Consider the following 16,194-nt stretch of genomic DNA (forward strand, 5'->3'; position numbering starts at 1 on the left):
TTCATGGATCTCCGAGCTGTCTCCGAGGCGTCAACGGTCTTCGCATGGCCATGTCATCCGGCGCATTGATTGACGTATCGCCAGATAGGTGTTCGGGCGGGCCCGTTCAGGACCCGGCGGCACCCCGGGCCAGCAGCAGCGCCAGATCCACCGCCGCCACGGCCACCGCTCCCGCCAAGGCGGCCTTGCGCCACCGGCGGCCGAGAGCCGGGCCCGCGAGCGCCGCCGCGCCGGCCAGGATGATCGCCGCCGCACCCCCGCCGCCGACCGGCCCCGGTGGGCCGAACGCCAGCACGGCCGTGGCGCCGAGGAGCGCCACCGGCAGCAGCAGCCGGGTCCCCCTGTCGCCCAGCCGGTGCGGGAGGCCCCTGATCCCGGCCGCCCGGTCCGCCGCGATGTCCGGGAGCGTGTCGGCCAGATGCGCCGCGAACCCGAGCAGGGCCCCTGCCGTCACCGTCCACCACCGGGGCCACGGTCCGTCGGGCAGGGAGAGGGTGACGGTGGCGGGCAGGGCGCCGAATCCGGCCACGTACGGCAGCCAGGACAGGGCGGTCGCCTTGAGCCGCAGGTTGTAGAGCCAGGCGGCGGTGACGGCAGCGAGGTGCACCGTGCCGGCGAGTGGCCCGCAGGCCAGCGAGAGCGGTACGCACAGGGCGAGCGCGACCGCCGCCGCCGCCCACACCGCACGCGCCCCGACCGTGCCGTCGGCCGCGGGCTTTCCCCGGCGGCCGGCAGCGGCGTCACGTCGCGCGTCGTACGCGTCGTTGCACCAGCCCACCGAGAGCTGGCCGGTCAGCACCGCCGCCGTGACCAGCGCGGAGCGGGGACCGCCGAGGCCGGAGCCGAGGGCGAGGGCGAGCGCGAGCGCGGTCACCGCGAGGGCCGGTCCCGGGTGGCACGCGAGCGCGAGGCCCGCGACCCGGCCGCGTCGCCCCGAACCGGCCGGCCCTGCCCGATCCGCTCCGAACGGCTCGGCGTCGGCCGGATCCGCTCCGGCCGGGCTCACCCTGTCCGTGGCGTCCATCGGGCGATCGTAGGGGCCTGGCGCCCCGCCAATGCGGCGACCGGGCGGGTCCTTTACGCCGTTTCATCGTTCGTTGTGGGCAGGATGGGGCCATGACGCCACCGAAGCAGGAGGCAGGATGACCCGCATCGCCGCGGTTCACGGGGCTCTGCCGCCCCACCGTCACACCCAGCGCGAGGTCACCGACATGGTGGCCCGCACCTGCCTGCCGCCCGGAGCCGACCGCCGTGTCCTTGACCGGCTCCACGAGAACGCCCGGGTCCGCACCCGGCACACCGTGCTTCCCCTGGACGGCTACCGCGACCTCGACGGCTTCGGCGCGTCCAACGACGTGTTCATCCGGTCCGCCGTGGACCTCGGCGCCGAGGCCGTGCGCGGTGCGTTGCGGGCGGCGGGGCTGCGGCCCACCGACGTGGACCTGCTGATGTTCACCTCGGTCACCGGCATCGCCGCCCCCTCCGTCGACGCCCGGCTCGTGACTCGCCTGGGGATGCGGTCGGACGTCAAACGGCTGCCCGTCTTCGGTCTCGGCTGCGTTGCCGGAGCCGCCGGGACGGCCCGGCTGCACGACTACCTCCTCGGCCACCCGGACGACGTGGCCGTGCTCCTGTCGGTCGAACTCTGCTCCCTCACCTTCCAACGCCACGACACATCGCCCGCCAACCTGGTGGCGAGTGCGCTGTTCGGCGACGGAGCGGCCGCCATGGTCGCCCTCGGCGGACGCCGGGCCGTCTCCGGCCCCGAGATCGTCGCCACCCGCAGCCGGATGTACCCGGACACCGAGCACGTCATGGGCTGGGACATCGGCAGCACCGGCTTCACCGTGGTCCTCGACCCGGCGGTGCCCGATGTCGTCCGCCGCTATCTCGCGGACGACGTAAGGGAGTTCCTCGACGAGCACGGCCTCAAGCCGAAGGACGTCGCCCACTGGGTGTGTCACCCGGGCGGCCCCAAGGTGCTGGAGACCGTCACCGAGGTCCTCGATCTGCCCGACGGCGCGCTCGACGTCACCTGGCGCTCGCTGGCCGACGTCGGCAACCTGTCCTCGTCCTCGGTCCTGCACGTCCTGCGGGACACCATCGAACAGCGCCGTCCCGAGCCGGGCACCCCCGGGCTGCTGCTGGCGATGGGCCCGGGATTCTGCTGCGAACTGGTGCTGCTGCGCTGGTAGGAAGGAGAGCGACCCATGACCTCCACCTGGTACACCCTCCTGGTACTGGCCATCGCGGCCGAGCGCCTCGCCGAACTCGTCGTGGCCCGCCGCAACACCCGCTGGAGCCTCGCCCGGGGCGGCGTCGAATCGGGCCGCGGGCACTATCCGGTGATGGTCGCGCTGCACACCGCGCTCCTGGCCGGCTGTCTGGCGGAGGTCCGGTCCGCCGAACGCCCCTTCCCCTTGGTACTCGGCTGGGCGATGGTCGCCGTCGTCGTGGCCGCGCAAGGGCTCCGCTGGTGGTGCATCCGAACCCTCGGCCCCCGCTGGAACACGCGGGTCATCGTGGTCCCCGGCCTGCCCCGGATCACCGGCGGCCCCTACCGGTGGCTGAGCCACCCCAACTACGTCGCCGTCGCCGCCGAGGGCCTCGCGCTGCCGCTGGTCCACGGGGCCTGGGTGACCGCCCTCGTGTTCACCGCCCTCAACGCCGTACTCATGGCCGTGCGGATCCGGTGCGAGGACGGGGCGCTCGCCCGCCTTCCGGCCGTGGACGCACGCGCGTGATCGATGTCCTGGTCGTGGGCGGCGGACCGGCCGGGCTGGCCGCCGCGATCCGGGCCGCCTCGGCGGGCCTGGAGGCGGTGGTGGTCGAGCCGCGCACCGCCCCCGTCGACAAGGCGTGCGGTGAAGGCATCATGCCCGGCGGCGTCGCGGCCCTGCGCGACCTGGGCGTACGCGTGAGCGGCCACGAACTGCGGGGGATCCGCTACACCGACGGCCGACGCAGCGCGGAGGCGGCCTTCCGGGGCGGCCCCGGCGCGGGAGTCCGCCGCACCGAACTCCACACCGCCCTGCACGAGCGGGCCACAGCCCTCGGCGTACGCGTCGTCGCCGCGAAGGCGGGGGAGATCCGGCAGGACGAGGACACCGTCACCGCCGCCGGACACACCGCGCGCTGGCTCATCGCCGCCGACGGGCTCCACTCGCCGCTGCGCCGCGCCCTGGGTCTCGACCGGCCCGTCCCCGGTCCCGGCCGTTACGGCCTGCGCCGCCACTACCCGCTCACCCCGTGGACGGACCACGTCGAGGTGCACTGGTCCCAGCACGGCGAGGCGTACGTGACGCCGGTCGGCGAGCGGCTGGTAGGGGTGGCCGTCCTGAGCCGTGACCGCCGCCCCTACGACCAGCACCTGGCCGCCTTCCCCGCTCTCGCGGCCCGGCTCGCGGACAGCGCCGGAGCCACCCCCGTACGCGGGGCAGGTCCGCTGCGCCAGCGGGCGCTGGGCCGGCGGGCCGGGCGCGTCCTGTTGGTCGGCGACGCCGCGGGCTACGTCGACGCCCTGACCGGGGAGGGGATCGCCCTCGCGGTGGCCACCGCGACGGCCGCGGTCGACTGCCTGACCGCCGGGCGGCCCGAGGACTACCCCCGGCGGTGGGCGCGGGCCACGCGACGCTACCGCCTGCTCACCGCGGCCCTGCTGGGCGCGGCAGGCCATCCGTCCTCGGGCCGGCTGATCGTCGCCGCGGCCCACCGGGCGCCGGCCCTCTTCCGCACCGCGGTCCACGCGCTCCAGTGAACCGGAGGGGTCCGTGCGGCCTCCGGTTCCTCGAATGGCAGGGCTCCGGGTTCCGGCATAACGTCGGTCGGGTGAACGCCCGTGTTCACCCGACCGACGCAGAGACCGGCCGCCCCACCGGGCACACTGCCCTCGGCACGAGAGACGAAATCCACTATGACGGGCTCCCGAGCGACCCCAGCGGACACGGCGAAGACCACTGATCGGCACCACGGCGGACTGGCACTGCTGGTCATCGCCTCGTGTCAGCTGATGGTGGTGCTCGACATCACCATCGTCAACATCGCGCTTCCGCACATGCAGAAGGCCCTGGGATTCTCCACCGAGAACCTCTCCTGGGTCGTCAACGCCTACACCCTGACCTTCGGCGGACTGCTGCTGCTCGGCGGACGCCTCGGCGACATCCTCGGCCGCCGCCGGGTCTTCATCTTCGGCGTGCTCCTCTTCGTCTTCGCCTCGCTGCTGGGCGGACTGTCCCAGGAGGGCTGGCAGTTGCTGGCCGCCCGCTCCCTCCAGGGCGTCGGCGGCGCGATCGCCTCGCCCACCGCCCTGTCGCTGATCACCACCACCTTCCGCGAGGGCCCCGAACGCAACCGCGCGTTCGGGGTGTTCGCCGCTGTCTCGGCGGGCGGCAGCGCGATCGGACTGCTGGCCGGCGGGATCCTGGTGGAGTGGCTCGACTGGCGCTGGGTGCTGTTCGTCAACGTCCCCATCGGCCTGCTGATCGCCCTCGCGGCCCCCCGGTACATCCCCGAGTCCGAACGCCGTCCCGGCCACTTCGACGTGGCGGGCGCCCTCACCTCCACAGCCGGCATGGTGTTGCTGGTCTACGGCTTCATCCGAGCCTCCGAGGAGGGTTGGACCGACCCGATCACGCTCGGATCGTTCGCCGCAGCCGTGGTGTTCCTCGGCGTGTTCATCGCCATCGAGAGCCGCTCCAGACAGCCCATCACCCCGCTGGCGCTGTTCCGCGACCGCAACCGGGCCGGCTCCTACACGATGATGCTGTGTCTCTCCGCGGCGATCTTCGGGATGTTCTTCTTCCTGACCCTCTTCGTCCAGGACGTCCTCGGCTTCAGCCCGTTGCGGGCCGGACTCGCCTTCCTGCCGGTGAGCGTCGTCATCGCGATCAGCGCGGGCATGGCGTCCCAGCTGCTCCCCCGGTGGGGGCCCAAACCCTTCATGGTGGTGGGGGCGCTCCTGGCCGCTGCGGGGCTCGGCTGGCTCACGCTGACCGATGTCCACAGCACCTACCTGGGCTCGATCCTCGGTCCGATGCTCGTGTTCGGCTTCGGCATGGGCATGCAGTTCGTGTCGCTGACCCTGATGGCGGTCTCGGGCATCGCCCCGAAGGAGGCGGGAGCCGCCTCCGGCACCCTCAACGCCTCCCAGCAGGTCGGCGGGTCGCTGGGGCTGTCGATCCTGGTCACGACGTTCGGCACGGCCAGCCGCAACGAGGCGAACGACCAGGTGCCGCAATTCCTCCGGGAGGGCACCCCCGCCCAGCTCCTGGAGTTCCGCAGGACCGGCCAGCTGCCACCGCCCTGGGGCGACCAGGTCCTCGCCTCGGGCATCTCCAGCGCCTTCGTCGTCGCGGCCTGCTTCGCCGTGCTCGCCGCCCTGGTCGCCCTGTTCGTCATCCAGGTCCGGTCCGCCGACCTGGCCCGCCTCCAGGGCGGCGCGACGCCGCTCGCCGGGGAAACGGGCGGGGAATCGGGCGGGGACGGGTTTCCGGCCGGGGGCGGTGAAGCGGACGATCCCCGGACCGACCCGGACCGGCCGGGACCCGAACCGGACACCGACCGACCCGCGAAAGGGCTCTGAGCCATGGACTGGACCCTCGAAGTGATCGTGCTGCCCGTGACCGACGTCGACCGGGCCCGGGACTTCTACCGGGACAAGCTCGGCTTCCACGTCGACATCGACGCCGAGGTGATGCCGGGCGCCCGCGTCGTCCAGCTGACGCCGCCCGGATCCGGCTGTTCGATCGCTCTCACCGACGGACTGCCCAACCCGACCGGAACCCCGCGGCCGGGCACGTACCACGGCCTCCAGCTCTGCGTCACCGACATCACCGCCGCGCACGCCGAACTTGTCGGCCGGGGCGTCGAGGTCTCCGAGCCGCAGCGGTACGCCCCCGACGACGGTGCGACCTTCATGTACTTCACCGATCCGGACGGCAACGGCTGGGCGGTGCAGGAGTACCGCCGCCGTGAGAACGAACCCCTGTACCGGCTGCTCGCCGACCGGGCGGCGAGGAACGCGGGGGACACGGTGGGGTGAACCGGATGCGGAGGTGGATCGTGCCACGCCCGTTCCACCAGAATGCTCCCCGTATCTAGTGCGGAGATCCATCAGCGCAAGGGAGCGGCATCCAATGGGCGCCAACACAGACATGGTTGTCTTCGTCCGGGCGCGGCTCGCCGACGAGGAACACGTCGCACTGGCCGCCGGCGGAGACCGATGGCGGTGCCCGGCCGATGTGCCGGGCGAGGTCCACGACCGCACCGGCGGGGTGGCGTTCACGGTGCGGGGCCGGGGCTTCGACCAGCACATCGCCCTCCAGAACCCCGCGCGGACCCTGGAGCGCATCGAGACGAACCGAGTCATGCTCGGCGAGTACGTCGAGGTGGCCGACCTGGACACCGACCGCCCGGCCGAGGACTTCCGCTCCGGCCGTGCGGTGGGCCTCGGATTCGCCGTACGGCAACTGGCCGCCGAGTACGCGGGCCACCCCGACTACCAGGCTCGGTGGCTGCCCCGGTTCATCCAGTAGTACCCGGTGCTCGGGGGCGCCGGTGAATCCCGTAAGTGCCGGTGCTTCGGGTCCAGTTGATCGATAGCATCTCCCCATAGGCCTACCCGGGGAGCTGTGCGCGTGCCCGACGTCTGGGAGAACACCCGATCACGGTGGGAGAGCGTCCGGCACACGGTGGACGGCGGCGGCCGGGGCGCCGCCGTGACCGCACCGCACGGACGGCTCGGACTCTCGGTCAACCTCATAGCCGTCACCGGCGAGGCGGGGGCGGGGGCGGCCAAGACCGTCCTGTACGACGCGCAGATCGGCGCGCTGCGCACCCATGTCGGCCAGGAACTCCAGACGTTCATCACGCAGCGGAGCGGGAACTGACATGGCCGCGATCGACGGTGGAGCGGCGTTCCTGCGGACGCTGGCGGCCGCGGAGCGACGGCTGGCCGGCGTGCGGGCCCTGAGCGCGCGGCGGCGACGGGTCCGCCGGCCCCGGATCGCGTCGGCCTCCCTCGCGGTGCTGATCCCGGGGATCCTGGTCCTCGCCGCCGCCACGGGCGGCGGCCCCGGGGGCGTGCTCGTCGCGGTCGGCCTGGCCGTGGCCGCGCTCTCCCTCGCGGCGTGCGTCGCCCTCCTGCTGAGGATCGAACGGCCGCTGAACCGGCGGTTCGTGGAGGAGGAACGCACCATGATCGAAGAGGTGAACCGGCTGCGGGAGCTGTTCACCCATGTCGCGGAGCGGGACCGGTGGGAGGAGCGCCTGAAGCGGTCGGTGCGCGAGCGCCTCTCCCGCTTTCCCGTGGACGGTGGATCGTTCCGGCGATCCGACGGCTGACCGTCTTCTTCGGCCCGGTGGCCTTACCCGCCGCCCTGTTCACTTCTGCCGGATACGTACTGGCCACCCGAGAGCCGGGGCCGTACCAACGGGCGTTCGAGGATCAGTGGGACGCCATCGCGGCCGGGTCTGCCGTCACCGTGCGCGGGGTGCTGGCCACGGCCTACGGGGGAGGCTGTGCTTCAGCGTGCTCGGCGGCCTCCAGCCCGACAACGTGCGGCGAGGCACGTTGGCCCTGCTCGCAGGACTGCTCGTCTGCGCTGTGGGGCTGCTGCTCTGGCGACTACTGGCGCCCTGCGTGTGCGCGGTGCTCCGGACACCCGTAACTTACTTTCGAGTAAGCCCCGTTGCCGAAGGAGACGCGTGTCCCGTCAGAGGCGTTCCGCCGTCGGTGTGTTTCCGGCCAATGTTCAGATGGCCGTCGACTGGAGTCACCGGCCCCGGCCGCAACGGGGCGCGGCCTATGCCCGGCTGCCCTTCCAGGTGCCGCTGGTCCTGTGGGCGCGCGATGTCGCCCGGGGCGCCGACGGGCCCTGAACAGACCGTAGTCGGCGTAGTACGGGCCGGTGATGATCAAGGTGATCCACAGCAAAATAGCGTTGCTCTCTGGTGAGGAGTGATCCCGCCGTGTAGCGTCGCCGGAAGATGTCGTGGTTCGCAGTACCTGCCCGCGCCTGGCGCGGGCGTTTTGCTGTGCAGTGCCTGAGAACCAGGGCGATCACCTCCGGGTCCGCGCGGTGCGGATCCGTTTACTGCTGAGAGGTACGGGCATGGCCAGCGGAACCGTCAAGTGGTTCAACTCGGAAAAGGGCTTCGGCTTCATCGCGCAGGACGGCGGGGGTCCCGACGTCTTCGCGCACTACTCCAACATCAACTCCACCGGCTTCCGTGAGCTCCAGGAAGGCCAGGCGGTGACCTTCGACATCACCCAGGGCCAGAAGGGACCGCAGGCGGAGAACATCACCACCGCCTGATCCGGGTTGACCGACCCTGGAGCCCCGGAGCGCGACGCGCCCCGGGGCTCCAGGGCGTTCGGGGCGGGCCTGGGCGGGTCACTGTCGGGCGGCTCCCCGATTGGGACGGCTCGCGCCGGGTACGCGGTGGCTCTCGCACCGATCGTTCCGGAACCTCCTGGGGTCAGCCCGTCGATTCGTCCGGGGACGGATGCCTGTCGGGGTGCGCGCTCGCGTTGCGTGGCGTGTTCCGGCCGGCGCCGGCCTCGTCCAGCTCGGGTTGTCCGCCCTGGCGGGCCACCCGGTCCGGCACCGATATGTCGAGAGCGTCCTCGCCCTCCTGCGTCTGCTGGTCCTGCATGTCCGCCGGAACGGGGGGCGGGCTGCCGGAAGCCCCGGTGCAGGCGGTACCTTCCGGCCTGCGGTCGGTCATGAGAGCTTCCTTCCGTACTGCCCCGGTGCGACCGGGGGACGAGTGATGGGCCCTGGTGCGTACCCGCTGCCGGGCGAAGCGGTCCTGGGATCCGATGAGGACCGGGACACCTGGCACCGGCCCGGGAGACGCCCGGGAGAGGGGCCGAGAAGATGCGGAGGCCATGCCGCCCGGCCATATTGGAGCTCCGGCCACCAGCCGGGGGCATGTCGCGCGGCACCGGAGCGGCGGACGCGTCGCCCCGGTGTGTGGCTCGCCCGTGGGCGGGTACCCGGGGCGGTGCCCCTCCCGGGCGACAGGCCGCCACTCGACGATTCCGGCGGAAGGATGACCCGCATGCTGATGGCGCACCCCACGGTACTGCGTAACCTGATCGAGCAGTACGAGGCACTGTGCGTGCTGCACGCGGAGAGCGGCGGCGAGGAGGCCCGGCAGCGCATGGACGACGTGGCGTACACGCTGTGCGTGTCGACCGGCACGGGTGACGTCGACAGCGCACTGGTCGCTGCCCGCCACCAACTGCTCGGCGCCCGGCCCGAGGACGACTCCGTCCTCTGAGCCGCCCCCGGACATCAGCACGTCCCTGCCACGTATGGCCTCCTGGCAGACAGATCATGCCTCGAAGGCCTGCCATCGGTGCGCATAGCCCTCGCGCAGCGGCCCGCCGATCACCTCCAGCACCTCGCGCGCCGCGGCCGTCAGTGGCACCGGATCGGCGCGCTCCGCCACGGCCAGGTGCCCGTCCAGCAGGGCCCGGCCCAGGTCGGGGTCCGCGGTCATGAGCCGACGGGGCAGCCACTTGCCGATCCCCGACCACGCGCCGCGGTGGGCAGTGACGAGGTGGGCAGTTTCCCGCAGCACATGGTCGGCGACGACGAGCTGCTCATGACGGCTCGCCGGGGACACGGCGACCAGGTCGTCCAGGTAGCCGGTCAGCACATAGCGGCCGTGGCGCCACTGGTCCGCCGTCAGCGAGGGTGGTCCCAGGGCGACGATCTCTTCCGCCAGCCGGCGTGTTCCGGCCACCTGCCCCGACGGATCGGTCAGCGTCAGGCCCTCGGCGTAGAGGAAGACGACGGTCGCCCGTCGACGCCCGCGGTCCCACGCGAAGAACCTGGGCACGTCCCCCAGGGCATTGAGGAAGAGCTCCACGAGACGGCCTTCGTGGCGGACCACGCGGCGGCCGCTTCCGGCTGAGTCCGGCAGAAGCACGCCGATGTCGAGGTCGCTGCTCGCGGTGGCGCGGCCCTGGGCGAACGACCCGCCGAGAACGGCTCCGAGAGCCTCGGGGAACATCTCACGCACCAGACGGGCGGCCTGGTCCGACGCGGCTTCAAGGTCACTCATGGTCATGCTGGCATCGTGCCAGGCCGACTCCAGTCCGCTGTCCGGCTGGTCAGTCCAGCGTCTGCGTCCACGTCGCCGCTGCCGTCCAGCCGGGTCCACCGGCCCGGGGTGTCGAGCGTGAACGTGCGGGCATCCGGATGCTCCGCGTGGTCGTCCCGGCCCGTGGCCCGGTGCCGCTCCGGCGGAATCCGGGTGAACCGGTGGCCCGGTGGCACGGAGACGACGTCGAGCCAGGACACCAGCCCCTCCGGCACCCGGTAGGGGGTGTCCATGAGGGTTGTTCCGCGCACGGTCGCCGCCCCGGTGAGAAGGGTCAGCGGTGTCATGAAGGTCGACATGCCCGAGTAGCCCACCACCCAGGCGTGTTCGCCGTACGCAGCCGGTCCAGCAGGTCAATGGCGGTCTCCCCGCCCCACGGCGGCACCACGGCTCTGATCCCGGGGTCTGACAGCATCGCCGTCAACTCGGCCGCCCGGTCCGCCGCCGGCGCGCTGACGTGCCCGACTCCGTCCACGCACCGGCCGGTCACGACCTCGTACCCCCGCGCTTGCACATCGCGCACCGCGACCCCGAGCCGCTCGCGCGGTTCCTCGGGTACACCGCTGGACGGGGAGGTGATTCCGACTCGGTCACCGGGACCCAGAGGGCGCGGATATCGAACAGGCATGGGCCGGGTTCTGGCACAGCGCCCGGCCGTATGACCGATGCCGTATCGAACCGGCGCCCATGAAAGGTTAGGCTGGCCTTAGTTAATTCGGTTCTCTCGTCCCGGTGGGCGAGGCGCTCAGGCCGACCACGCGTACGAAGGGGCAGAGTCCATGACGATCCACCGAGCCGTCGTTGCCCGAGTGCAGCCGCTTACCGAGACCATGACCCGCGTCACTCTCCACGGGGACGGCCTGGCGGGCTTCAGGACCACCGGGGTCGGTGACGAGTACGTGCGGATCTTCCTTCCGCACGGACCGGACCGCACCGACGTCTCCCTGCCGCGGACGACCGAGCAGGGCGGCTGGGAGACTCCCGAGGGGCGGCCTGTCGCGCCGATGCGCACATACACGATCCGCGCCGTGCGCCCGGATGCGGGCGAGGTCGACATCGACTTCGTCCTGCATGAGGGCGGCGTGGCGTCCGGCTGGGCCGCCGAGGCGCGGCCCGGGGACGTCGTGGGCGTCAACGACCCCACCGGCCTCTACAGTCCCCCGGCCGACCTCTCCTGGCAGGTTCTGGTCGCCGACCAGACCGGTCTGCCCGCCGCCGCCCGTCTGCTGGAGAGCACGCCCGACCATGTCAGGACCCGGGTGGTGCTGGAGGCGCCCGCGCCCTCGGCCGCGCTGCCCCTGCGGGAGCCTTCGGACTCCAAGGTGACCTGGACCTACGGCGGGAACGGTCGCGGCCCGAGCCGCCTGGCCGACCTGGTGGCCGCCGCCGTCCCGCCCGGCACGGACCTCGCGGGCGGGTACGTCTGGGTCGCGGGGGAGACCAACGCCCTGCGCTCGGTGCGCCGTTACCTCCGCCGTGACCTCGGGCTCCCGGCGGATCGCTTCAAGGTCGTCGGCTACTGGATACCGAACTCCGACACCTGGTCCGAGCGGTACGAGGCGCTGCCCGACGCCGTGCGCTCCGAGTTGGAGGCCCTCTGGGACAATCCGGCCGGCGACTCCGAGGACCTCACCATCCGCTACGAGGCCCGTCTGAGCGACCTCGGGCTCTGACCGGGCCCCGTGTCCGGCCGGGGCGCGCCGCCCCGGCCGGACCGGACTCCTCGGCCGACGCCATCTTGGGCAGGATCAGCCCTACTTCGCGGGGCCCCGTGTCGTACGGCCGGTCAACCAGCTTGTGCGCCAGGCGGGTTGATGGGTGTGCTACGCCGCCGCGAGGACAGCGGACGCGAGAGGGCTGCACCATGCGGGTGACCATGTTCGGCTCTCGGATCTGAGGGCCTCACGCGCCGCAAGCGTTACACGAGCGCTCGGCTCGGCCTGACGGTGCTGGGGATCGGGCTGTGCGGGGTGGCGGTGGCGAGCGCCGGGCCATCCCGTTCATCGAGGTGGCCGCCCCGCGGATCGCCGCCACGGTCAGCCGCAGTCCGGGCGTCAGTCTGGTCTCGGCCGGGGTGGTGGGTGCCGGACCGCTCTCGGGCGCGCGCCTTGCTTCCAGCCGGTTCTTCTCCGCCCCGGTATGGGCCGACCGGCAGTTCGGACGGGTCCGGGGCGTGGCGGAGTCCCAGCGCGACAACCTGCTACTGGTCGGGGGCGCCACCGCCGTGCTGGGCGGTGCGTACCGGGGGTGGGTGCTGTTCAAGTGGCGCGGCACCGGTACCGCGTGAGGAGGCGGCCCGGGTCCGAGGCGTCCGGGCCGCTGATTTCGAGCCCGCAAATCCGTTGCTGGGAAGAAGAGTTGTGAGATTCGTCGAGTCAACCGCGGAACGGGTGGGTAGGGTCGCCAACGATCAAGTGAAGATAGCCTTACCTAAGTGCGTGGAGGATGCGATGACCAACCCGTTCGAGGCGGAGGACGGCGCCTACCTGGTGCTCGTCAACGACGAAGGGCAGCACTCCTTGTGGCCCGCTTTCGCCGAGGTGCCCTCCGGATGGGCCGTGGTCCATCCGGAGGACAGTCGCCAGGCCTGCCTGGACTTCGTCGAGCGGAACTGGACCGATCTGCGGCCGAAGAGCCTGATAGCAAACATGGCGGCCGATCCGGTATGAACCCCCCGAGCTGTCGGACCGGGGCGCCCGCCGGGGCCAAGGGCGGCTTCTTCGCCCTCGACGGCGACGGTGTCGTCACGGTGCGGGCCGGCCGGGCTGCCCGCGGGCCTGAGGCTGGGGGACGGTTCCCAGGGACGTCTTCCGGCATCGCGCGGCCGGCGGTCCGGCCGCCGGGCTGTGGCGGCAGGACACGATCGCCGGTGGCTGAACGGCCGCACCACGTACGAAAGGCCCGTCGGCGCCACACGCCGCCGACGGGCCGAGAGGCACTGCGGACCGCTACATCTTCCTGGGCGTGCCCTCGATCTCGTCGTCCGAGGCGATCGCGAAGCTGTAGTCGGCCATCACGAAGTGCCGGGACGGGAAAGCCCGTTCGGCCTTGACCGCAGGAACGCCCTTCCATGGTTTGTGGTCCAGCAGCTGGACGCTGTCAGAAGTAGGGTGTGTCCAACCTGTCGCCTCCGGGTTGAATTCAGGAAGCCGGCCATCCCGAACGGCAACGAGGAGTCCGCCCGCCATGAGTACGGTCGCGACCGGCATGCACCGAAACCGCGGGCCGGGGCGCATACATGCGGCCGCCGTGCGTAGATCGCAACACATCACCCCTCGCAGGGTCCGGTCGACCCTGGGAGGTGGCGATCTGTCAGAATTCACCAGCAAGGGAAGTTATCGGCATGCCACCCTCTATTGCTACGAGGCCGGCGTCGAACTGCGCCCGGGCCACCGCGTCCTGGCCGCCGTCGAGGTCGCTGACCGGGCCGAGGGGCAGCCCCTCTCCACCCGGGCCGACGCCATCGTCACCTGGCTCCACCGCCACGGCCGTGACCACGGTGAACCCCTGCGCGAACACGCCACCACTCTCCAACTCCTGCACGGCCGGGGGCGCGTGCGGGGGAGCGCGGAGCGCGGTGTCATGCGGGACCTGCGCCATTACTTCGTCCACTTCCGCGGCCCAGAGCGCGCCGACACCCACCTGACCGCCTACTGGACCCAGGGCGAAACCCAGGACAGCGAGGTCTGACCCCACCATGCCTTCCGCATCCCTCAACGGACTCGACCTCGTCTACGACGACACGGGCGGCGACGGGGAACCCGTGGTGCTCGTCAACGGCACCGGCGCCACCCGCACCGCATGGCGCGCCCACCAGACCCCCGCCCTGGTCGCCGCCGGCTACCGGGTCATCGCCCCGGACAACCGAGGCATCCCGCCGAACGCCTCACCGCCCGGCGGCATCACCCTGGAGGCCATGGCCGCGGACCTGGCCGCGCTGATCGAGCACCTCGCTCTCCCACCCTGTCGCGTCGTCGGCTTCTCCCTCGGCGCGTCGATCGTCGGCGAACTCCTCCTCGGCCGGCCCGAACTCGTCAGCCAGGCCGTGCTGATGGCCGGCCGGGCCCGCGTCGACACCTTCGGCGGCGCCGTCACCCGCGCGGCCGCCGACCTGTACGACAGCGACAGCGGAGCCGCCGTCCCCGCCTCGCACCGGGCGGTCTTCCAGGCCCTGTGCTACCTGTCACCCCATACCCTGCGCGACCCCGCCGCCGTACAGGACTGGCTCGACGTCTTCACCTACGCCGAGGGAGCGACGGGCCCCGGAGTCCGTGCCCAGTACGAGGCCATGCGCGACGTCGACCAACTGCCCCGGTATGCGAAGCTCGACGTGCCGCTCCTGTGCATCGGCTTCGCCGACGACGTCATGATCCCGCCGACGGCCTCCCGGGAGATCGCCGACACCGTCCCCGGAGCCCGCTACACCGAATTGGAACGCTGCGGCCACTACGGCCATCTCGAACGCCCCGCGGAGGTCAACGCGGCCGTGCTCGACTTCTTCGCCCGCCGCCCCGGGGCCACGCACCCTGCCGCCCCGGGCCGGGCCGCACCCACATTTGCACCCGCACCCGCACCCGCACTCGGACGAGGTGCCGCGTGAACGCCACGGCCGAGCGGCAGGGCCCGTACGAGCCCACCGCCCGCGACGGGCTGTGGCTCCTCGCGGGCTGCCTCCGGGACTGCCCCGCCCTCACCGTCCTCGCGGACTCGTCCACCAGCTCGCCCTGACCGCCCTGCCCTGGTTCATCGAACGCGCCGTCGATCGGGAATCGTCCAGGAGGACCCCTCCGCCCTGCTCCGCTGGGCCCTGATCATCGTGGGCGTCGGCATTGTCGCCGCCCACGCGGAAATGGTCCTCGGCTGGTACTCCACGCTCCTCGCCACCACTGAGGGCCACCGCCTCCACCTCGCCCTGGCGGACCACGTCTCGCGCCTCGGCACCCGGATCCTCGCCCGGTAAGGGAGGGCGACCTCGGCGTGCGCGGCACCCGCGATGTGGACCTCGTCCGGAGCCGGCTCTCCGGCCTTGCCTCGCTCCTCACGGGTGTCACCGACTTCGCCGTGATGATCGTCGCGATCATGCCGACTCGATTCGCTCCTCGCCCTGATGTGCCTCCTGGGCGTGCCGCCCCTGATGTGGATCAACACCCACTGGTTCCCCAAGCGGTTCGGCGCGGCCAACACCGCACTCTCCGGGGCCCACGGCAGCCGTACCGCCGCCCTCGATGACTACCTCGACGCCGCCCCGGACGGACTGGTCACCCTCGCCGGCGCGCGCCGCGCACCCTCTCTGGCGGCCGGCTCCAGCGCCTGGGCCGCCTACGATTTCACCCGACGCGCCACCGAGCCCCGCGTGCCTGGACAGGGGCGTCCGACGAATCCCGCGCGGGCGGGCGGAAATGCCGGACGCCCCCTAGGCTGCGACCCTGTGCCGGCCCTCGACCCAGGAGCGCATCGCCATGCACGACTCTGTTCGCGAACTCCCCTTCCCCGACGCCCTCCGCCCCGAAGCGTCCCCCGCGCCGCATCCGCTGCTCGCCCCGGTGACCGGGTACATCGGCACCTGGCGAGGCACGGGCAGTGGCGGATACCCGACGCTGGAGGCGGACTTCACCTACGCGCAGGAGGTCACGTTCAGCCACGACGGGCGGCCTTTCCTCGCGTACGAGGCCCGGGCCTGGCTGCTCGACGCGGACGGGCAACCCCTGCGGCCGTCCGCCCGGGAGACCGGATGGTGGCGCCTGCGACCGGACGGGCGGGTGGAGGCCCTGATCACCCAGCCCACCGGCATCGCGGAGATTTCGGTCGGGCACGCCCACGACGGCGCCGTCGACCTCGCCACCGAGCGGGTGTCCCTCGCCCCGACGGCCAAGGAGGTCGACGCCACGCGCCGCCGCTACACGCTGACGGATCAGGACACGCTCGCCTTCGTCCACGACCTCGCCGCGGTCGGCCGGCCACTGCAGCACCATCTGTCGGCGCGGCTCCGCCGAGAAGCCCCTGGCCAGGGCATTTAGTTGCCGGAGTGTGACCAAGGCGACGCATGGAGGACGGTCCGCGGGGCAGGTGCACGGGAAGCCA

The 16,194-nt window shown here is 72.2% G+C and carries 22 protein-coding genes and 2 pseudogenes; 19 read left to right on the top strand and 5 right to left on the bottom strand.

Annotated elements, in window-relative coordinates:
* Nucleotides 1-106: 106 nt before the first annotated feature.
* The gene (locus tag ACZ60Q_RS12470) at nt 107-1,024 is read right to left on the bottom strand and encodes a UbiA family prenyltransferase (protein WP_469632237.1); all 918 of its coding nucleotides are present in this window, start codon (nt 1,022-1,024) and stop codon (nt 107-109) included.
* Nucleotides 1,025-1,142: 118 nt separating this feature from the next.
* Here ACZ60Q_RS12470 and ACZ60Q_RS12475 point away from each other — a divergent pair, with 118 nt between their 5' ends.
* The 10 genes and pseudogenes from ACZ60Q_RS12475 to ACZ60Q_RS12520 all read left to right on the top strand — a co-directional run bounded on the left by ACZ60Q_RS12475 (nt 1,143) and on the right by ACZ60Q_RS12520 (nt 8,315).
* Nucleotides 1,143-2,195 carry a type III polyketide synthase gene (locus ACZ60Q_RS12475; protein WP_469632240.1) on the top strand — a complete coding sequence of 351 codons (1,053 nt, stop codon included), beginning with the start codon at nt 1,143-1,145 and terminating at the stop codon, nt 2,193-2,195.
* 15 nt (nt 2,196-2,210) lie between these two features.
* Complete coding sequence (locus tag ACZ60Q_RS12480; RefSeq protein WP_469632243.1) at nt 2,211-2,744, top strand: isoprenylcysteine carboxyl methyltransferase family protein; 534 nt, start codon at nt 2,211-2,213, stop codon at nt 2,742-2,744.
* Entirely contained in the window at nt 2,741-3,757 is a 1,017-nt protein-coding gene (locus ACZ60Q_RS12485; RefSeq protein ID WP_469632246.1) for an NAD(P)/FAD-dependent oxidoreductase, read from the top strand. Before ACZ60Q_RS12480 ends, ACZ60Q_RS12485 begins: the two co-directional genes overlap by 4 nt.
* 156 nt (nt 3,758-3,913) lie before the next feature.
* Nucleotides 3,914-5,581, top strand: a complete 1,668-nt coding sequence (locus tag ACZ60Q_RS12490) for an MFS transporter (protein ID WP_469632248.1) — start codon at nt 3,914-3,916, stop codon at nt 5,579-5,581.
* 3 nt (nt 5,582-5,584) lie between these two features.
* Entirely contained in the window at nt 5,585-6,040 is a 456-nt protein-coding gene (locus ACZ60Q_RS12495) for a VOC family protein (RefSeq protein ID WP_469632251.1), read from the top strand.
* 94 nt (nt 6,041-6,134) lie between these two features.
* Nucleotides 6,135-6,533, top strand: coding sequence for a DUF6221 family protein (locus tag ACZ60Q_RS12500; protein WP_469632254.1), 399 nt, complete (start codon nt 6,135-6,137; stop codon nt 6,531-6,533).
* 102 nt (nt 6,534-6,635) lie between these two features.
* Entirely contained in the window at nt 6,636-6,887 is a 252-nt protein-coding gene (locus tag ACZ60Q_RS12505) for a hypothetical protein (protein WP_469632257.1), read from the top strand.
* 1 nt (nt 6,888) lies between these two features.
* On the top strand, nt 6,889-7,341 hold the full coding sequence (locus ACZ60Q_RS12510; protein WP_469632260.1) for a hypothetical protein: 453 nt from the start codon (nt 6,889-6,891) through the stop codon (nt 7,339-7,341).
* 384 nt (nt 7,342-7,725) lie between these two features.
* A pseudogene (locus tag ACZ60Q_RS12515) lies at nt 7,726-7,878 on the top strand (DoxX family protein); the annotation flags it as partial.
* A gap of 233 nt (nt 7,879-8,111) precedes the next feature.
* Nucleotides 8,112-8,315, top strand: coding sequence for a cold-shock protein (locus ACZ60Q_RS12520; RefSeq protein WP_003964323.1), 204 nt, complete (start codon nt 8,112-8,114; stop codon nt 8,313-8,315).
* A 163-nt stretch (nt 8,316-8,478) separates the two neighbouring features.
* Here ACZ60Q_RS12520 and ACZ60Q_RS12525 read toward each other — a convergent pair whose 3' ends face one another.
* On the bottom strand, nt 8,479-8,727 hold the full coding sequence (locus tag ACZ60Q_RS12525; protein WP_469632263.1) for a hypothetical protein: 249 nt from the start codon (nt 8,725-8,727) through the stop codon (nt 8,479-8,481).
* 336 nt (nt 8,728-9,063) lie between these two features.
* Here ACZ60Q_RS12525 and ACZ60Q_RS12530 point away from each other — a divergent pair, with 336 nt between their 5' ends.
* Nucleotides 9,064-9,285, top strand: coding sequence for a DUF5133 domain-containing protein (locus tag ACZ60Q_RS12530; RefSeq protein ID WP_469632266.1), 222 nt, complete (start codon nt 9,064-9,066; stop codon nt 9,283-9,285).
* A gap of 54 nt (nt 9,286-9,339) precedes the next feature.
* On the opposite strand, the gene ACZ60Q_RS12535 is transcribed toward ACZ60Q_RS12530, so the two are convergent.
* Together ACZ60Q_RS12535 and ACZ60Q_RS12540 are read right to left on the bottom strand one after the other, a co-directional pair.
* Nucleotides 9,340-10,074 (bottom strand): nucleotidyltransferase domain-containing protein, encoded by a 735-nt coding sequence (locus tag ACZ60Q_RS12535; protein ID WP_469632269.1) that lies wholly within the window; start codon nt 10,072-10,074, stop codon nt 9,340-9,342.
* Nucleotides 10,075-10,124: 50 nt separating this feature from the next.
* Nucleotides 10,125-10,741, bottom strand: a pseudogene (locus ACZ60Q_RS12540) (LD-carboxypeptidase); the annotation flags it as partial.
* 151 nt (nt 10,742-10,892) lie between these two features.
* Between ACZ60Q_RS12540 and ACZ60Q_RS12545 the strand changes: the two are divergent.
* The 3 genes from ACZ60Q_RS12545 (at nt 10,893) to ACZ60Q_RS12555 (ending at nt 12,782) form a co-directional block, all read left to right on the top strand.
* Complete coding sequence (locus ACZ60Q_RS12545) at nt 10,893-11,786, top strand: siderophore-interacting protein (RefSeq protein ID WP_469632272.1); 894 nt, start codon at nt 10,893-10,895, stop codon at nt 11,784-11,786.
* 290 nt (nt 11,787-12,076) lie between these two features.
* The gene (locus tag ACZ60Q_RS12550; RefSeq protein ID WP_469632274.1) at nt 12,077-12,400 is read left to right on the top strand and encodes a hypothetical protein; all 324 of its coding nucleotides are present in this window, start codon (nt 12,077-12,079) and stop codon (nt 12,398-12,400) included.
* Between the two features lie 163 nt (nt 12,401-12,563).
* A complete protein-coding gene (locus tag ACZ60Q_RS12555) occupies nt 12,564-12,782 on the top strand; it encodes an MbtH family protein (protein ID WP_469632277.1) in 219 nt (72 codons plus the stop codon).
* A gap of 279 nt (nt 12,783-13,061) precedes the next feature.
* On the opposite strand, the gene ACZ60Q_RS12560 is transcribed toward ACZ60Q_RS12555, so the two are convergent.
* Entirely contained in the window at nt 13,062-13,322 is a 261-nt protein-coding gene (locus ACZ60Q_RS12560) for a hypothetical protein (RefSeq protein ID WP_469632280.1), read from the bottom strand.
* Nucleotides 13,323-13,362: 40 nt separating this feature from the next.
* Between ACZ60Q_RS12560 and ACZ60Q_RS12565 the strand changes: the two genes are divergently transcribed.
* The 5 genes from ACZ60Q_RS12565 (at nt 13,363) to ACZ60Q_RS12585 (ending at nt 16,130) form a co-directional block, all read left to right on the top strand.
* Nucleotides 13,363-13,803, top strand: a complete 441-nt coding sequence (locus ACZ60Q_RS12565; protein WP_469632282.1) for a siderophore-interacting protein — start codon at nt 13,363-13,365, stop codon at nt 13,801-13,803.
* A 7-nt stretch (nt 13,804-13,810) separates the two neighbouring features.
* On the top strand, nt 13,811-14,713 hold the full coding sequence (locus ACZ60Q_RS12570) for an alpha/beta fold hydrolase (RefSeq protein WP_469632285.1): 903 nt from the start codon (nt 13,811-13,813) through the stop codon (nt 14,711-14,713).
* Nucleotides 14,710-14,841 carry a hypothetical protein gene (locus ACZ60Q_RS12575; protein ID WP_469632288.1) on the top strand — a complete coding sequence of 44 codons (132 nt, stop codon included), beginning with the start codon at nt 14,710-14,712 and terminating at the stop codon, nt 14,839-14,841. Before ACZ60Q_RS12570 ends, ACZ60Q_RS12575 begins: the two co-directional genes overlap by 4 nt.
* Nucleotides 14,842-14,929: 88 nt before the next feature.
* The gene (locus ACZ60Q_RS12580) at nt 14,930-15,073 is read left to right on the top strand and encodes a hypothetical protein (RefSeq protein ID WP_469632291.1); all 144 of its coding nucleotides are present in this window, start codon (nt 14,930-14,932) and stop codon (nt 15,071-15,073) included.
* Nucleotides 15,074-15,572: 499 nt separating this feature from the next.
* Complete coding sequence (locus ACZ60Q_RS12585) at nt 15,573-16,130, top strand: heme-binding beta-barrel domain-containing protein (RefSeq protein WP_469632293.1); 558 nt, start codon at nt 15,573-15,575, stop codon at nt 16,128-16,130.
* Nucleotides 16,131-16,194: the final 64 nt, after the last annotated feature.

This window comes from Streptomyces sp. NPDC104313, from assembly GCF_055583985.1.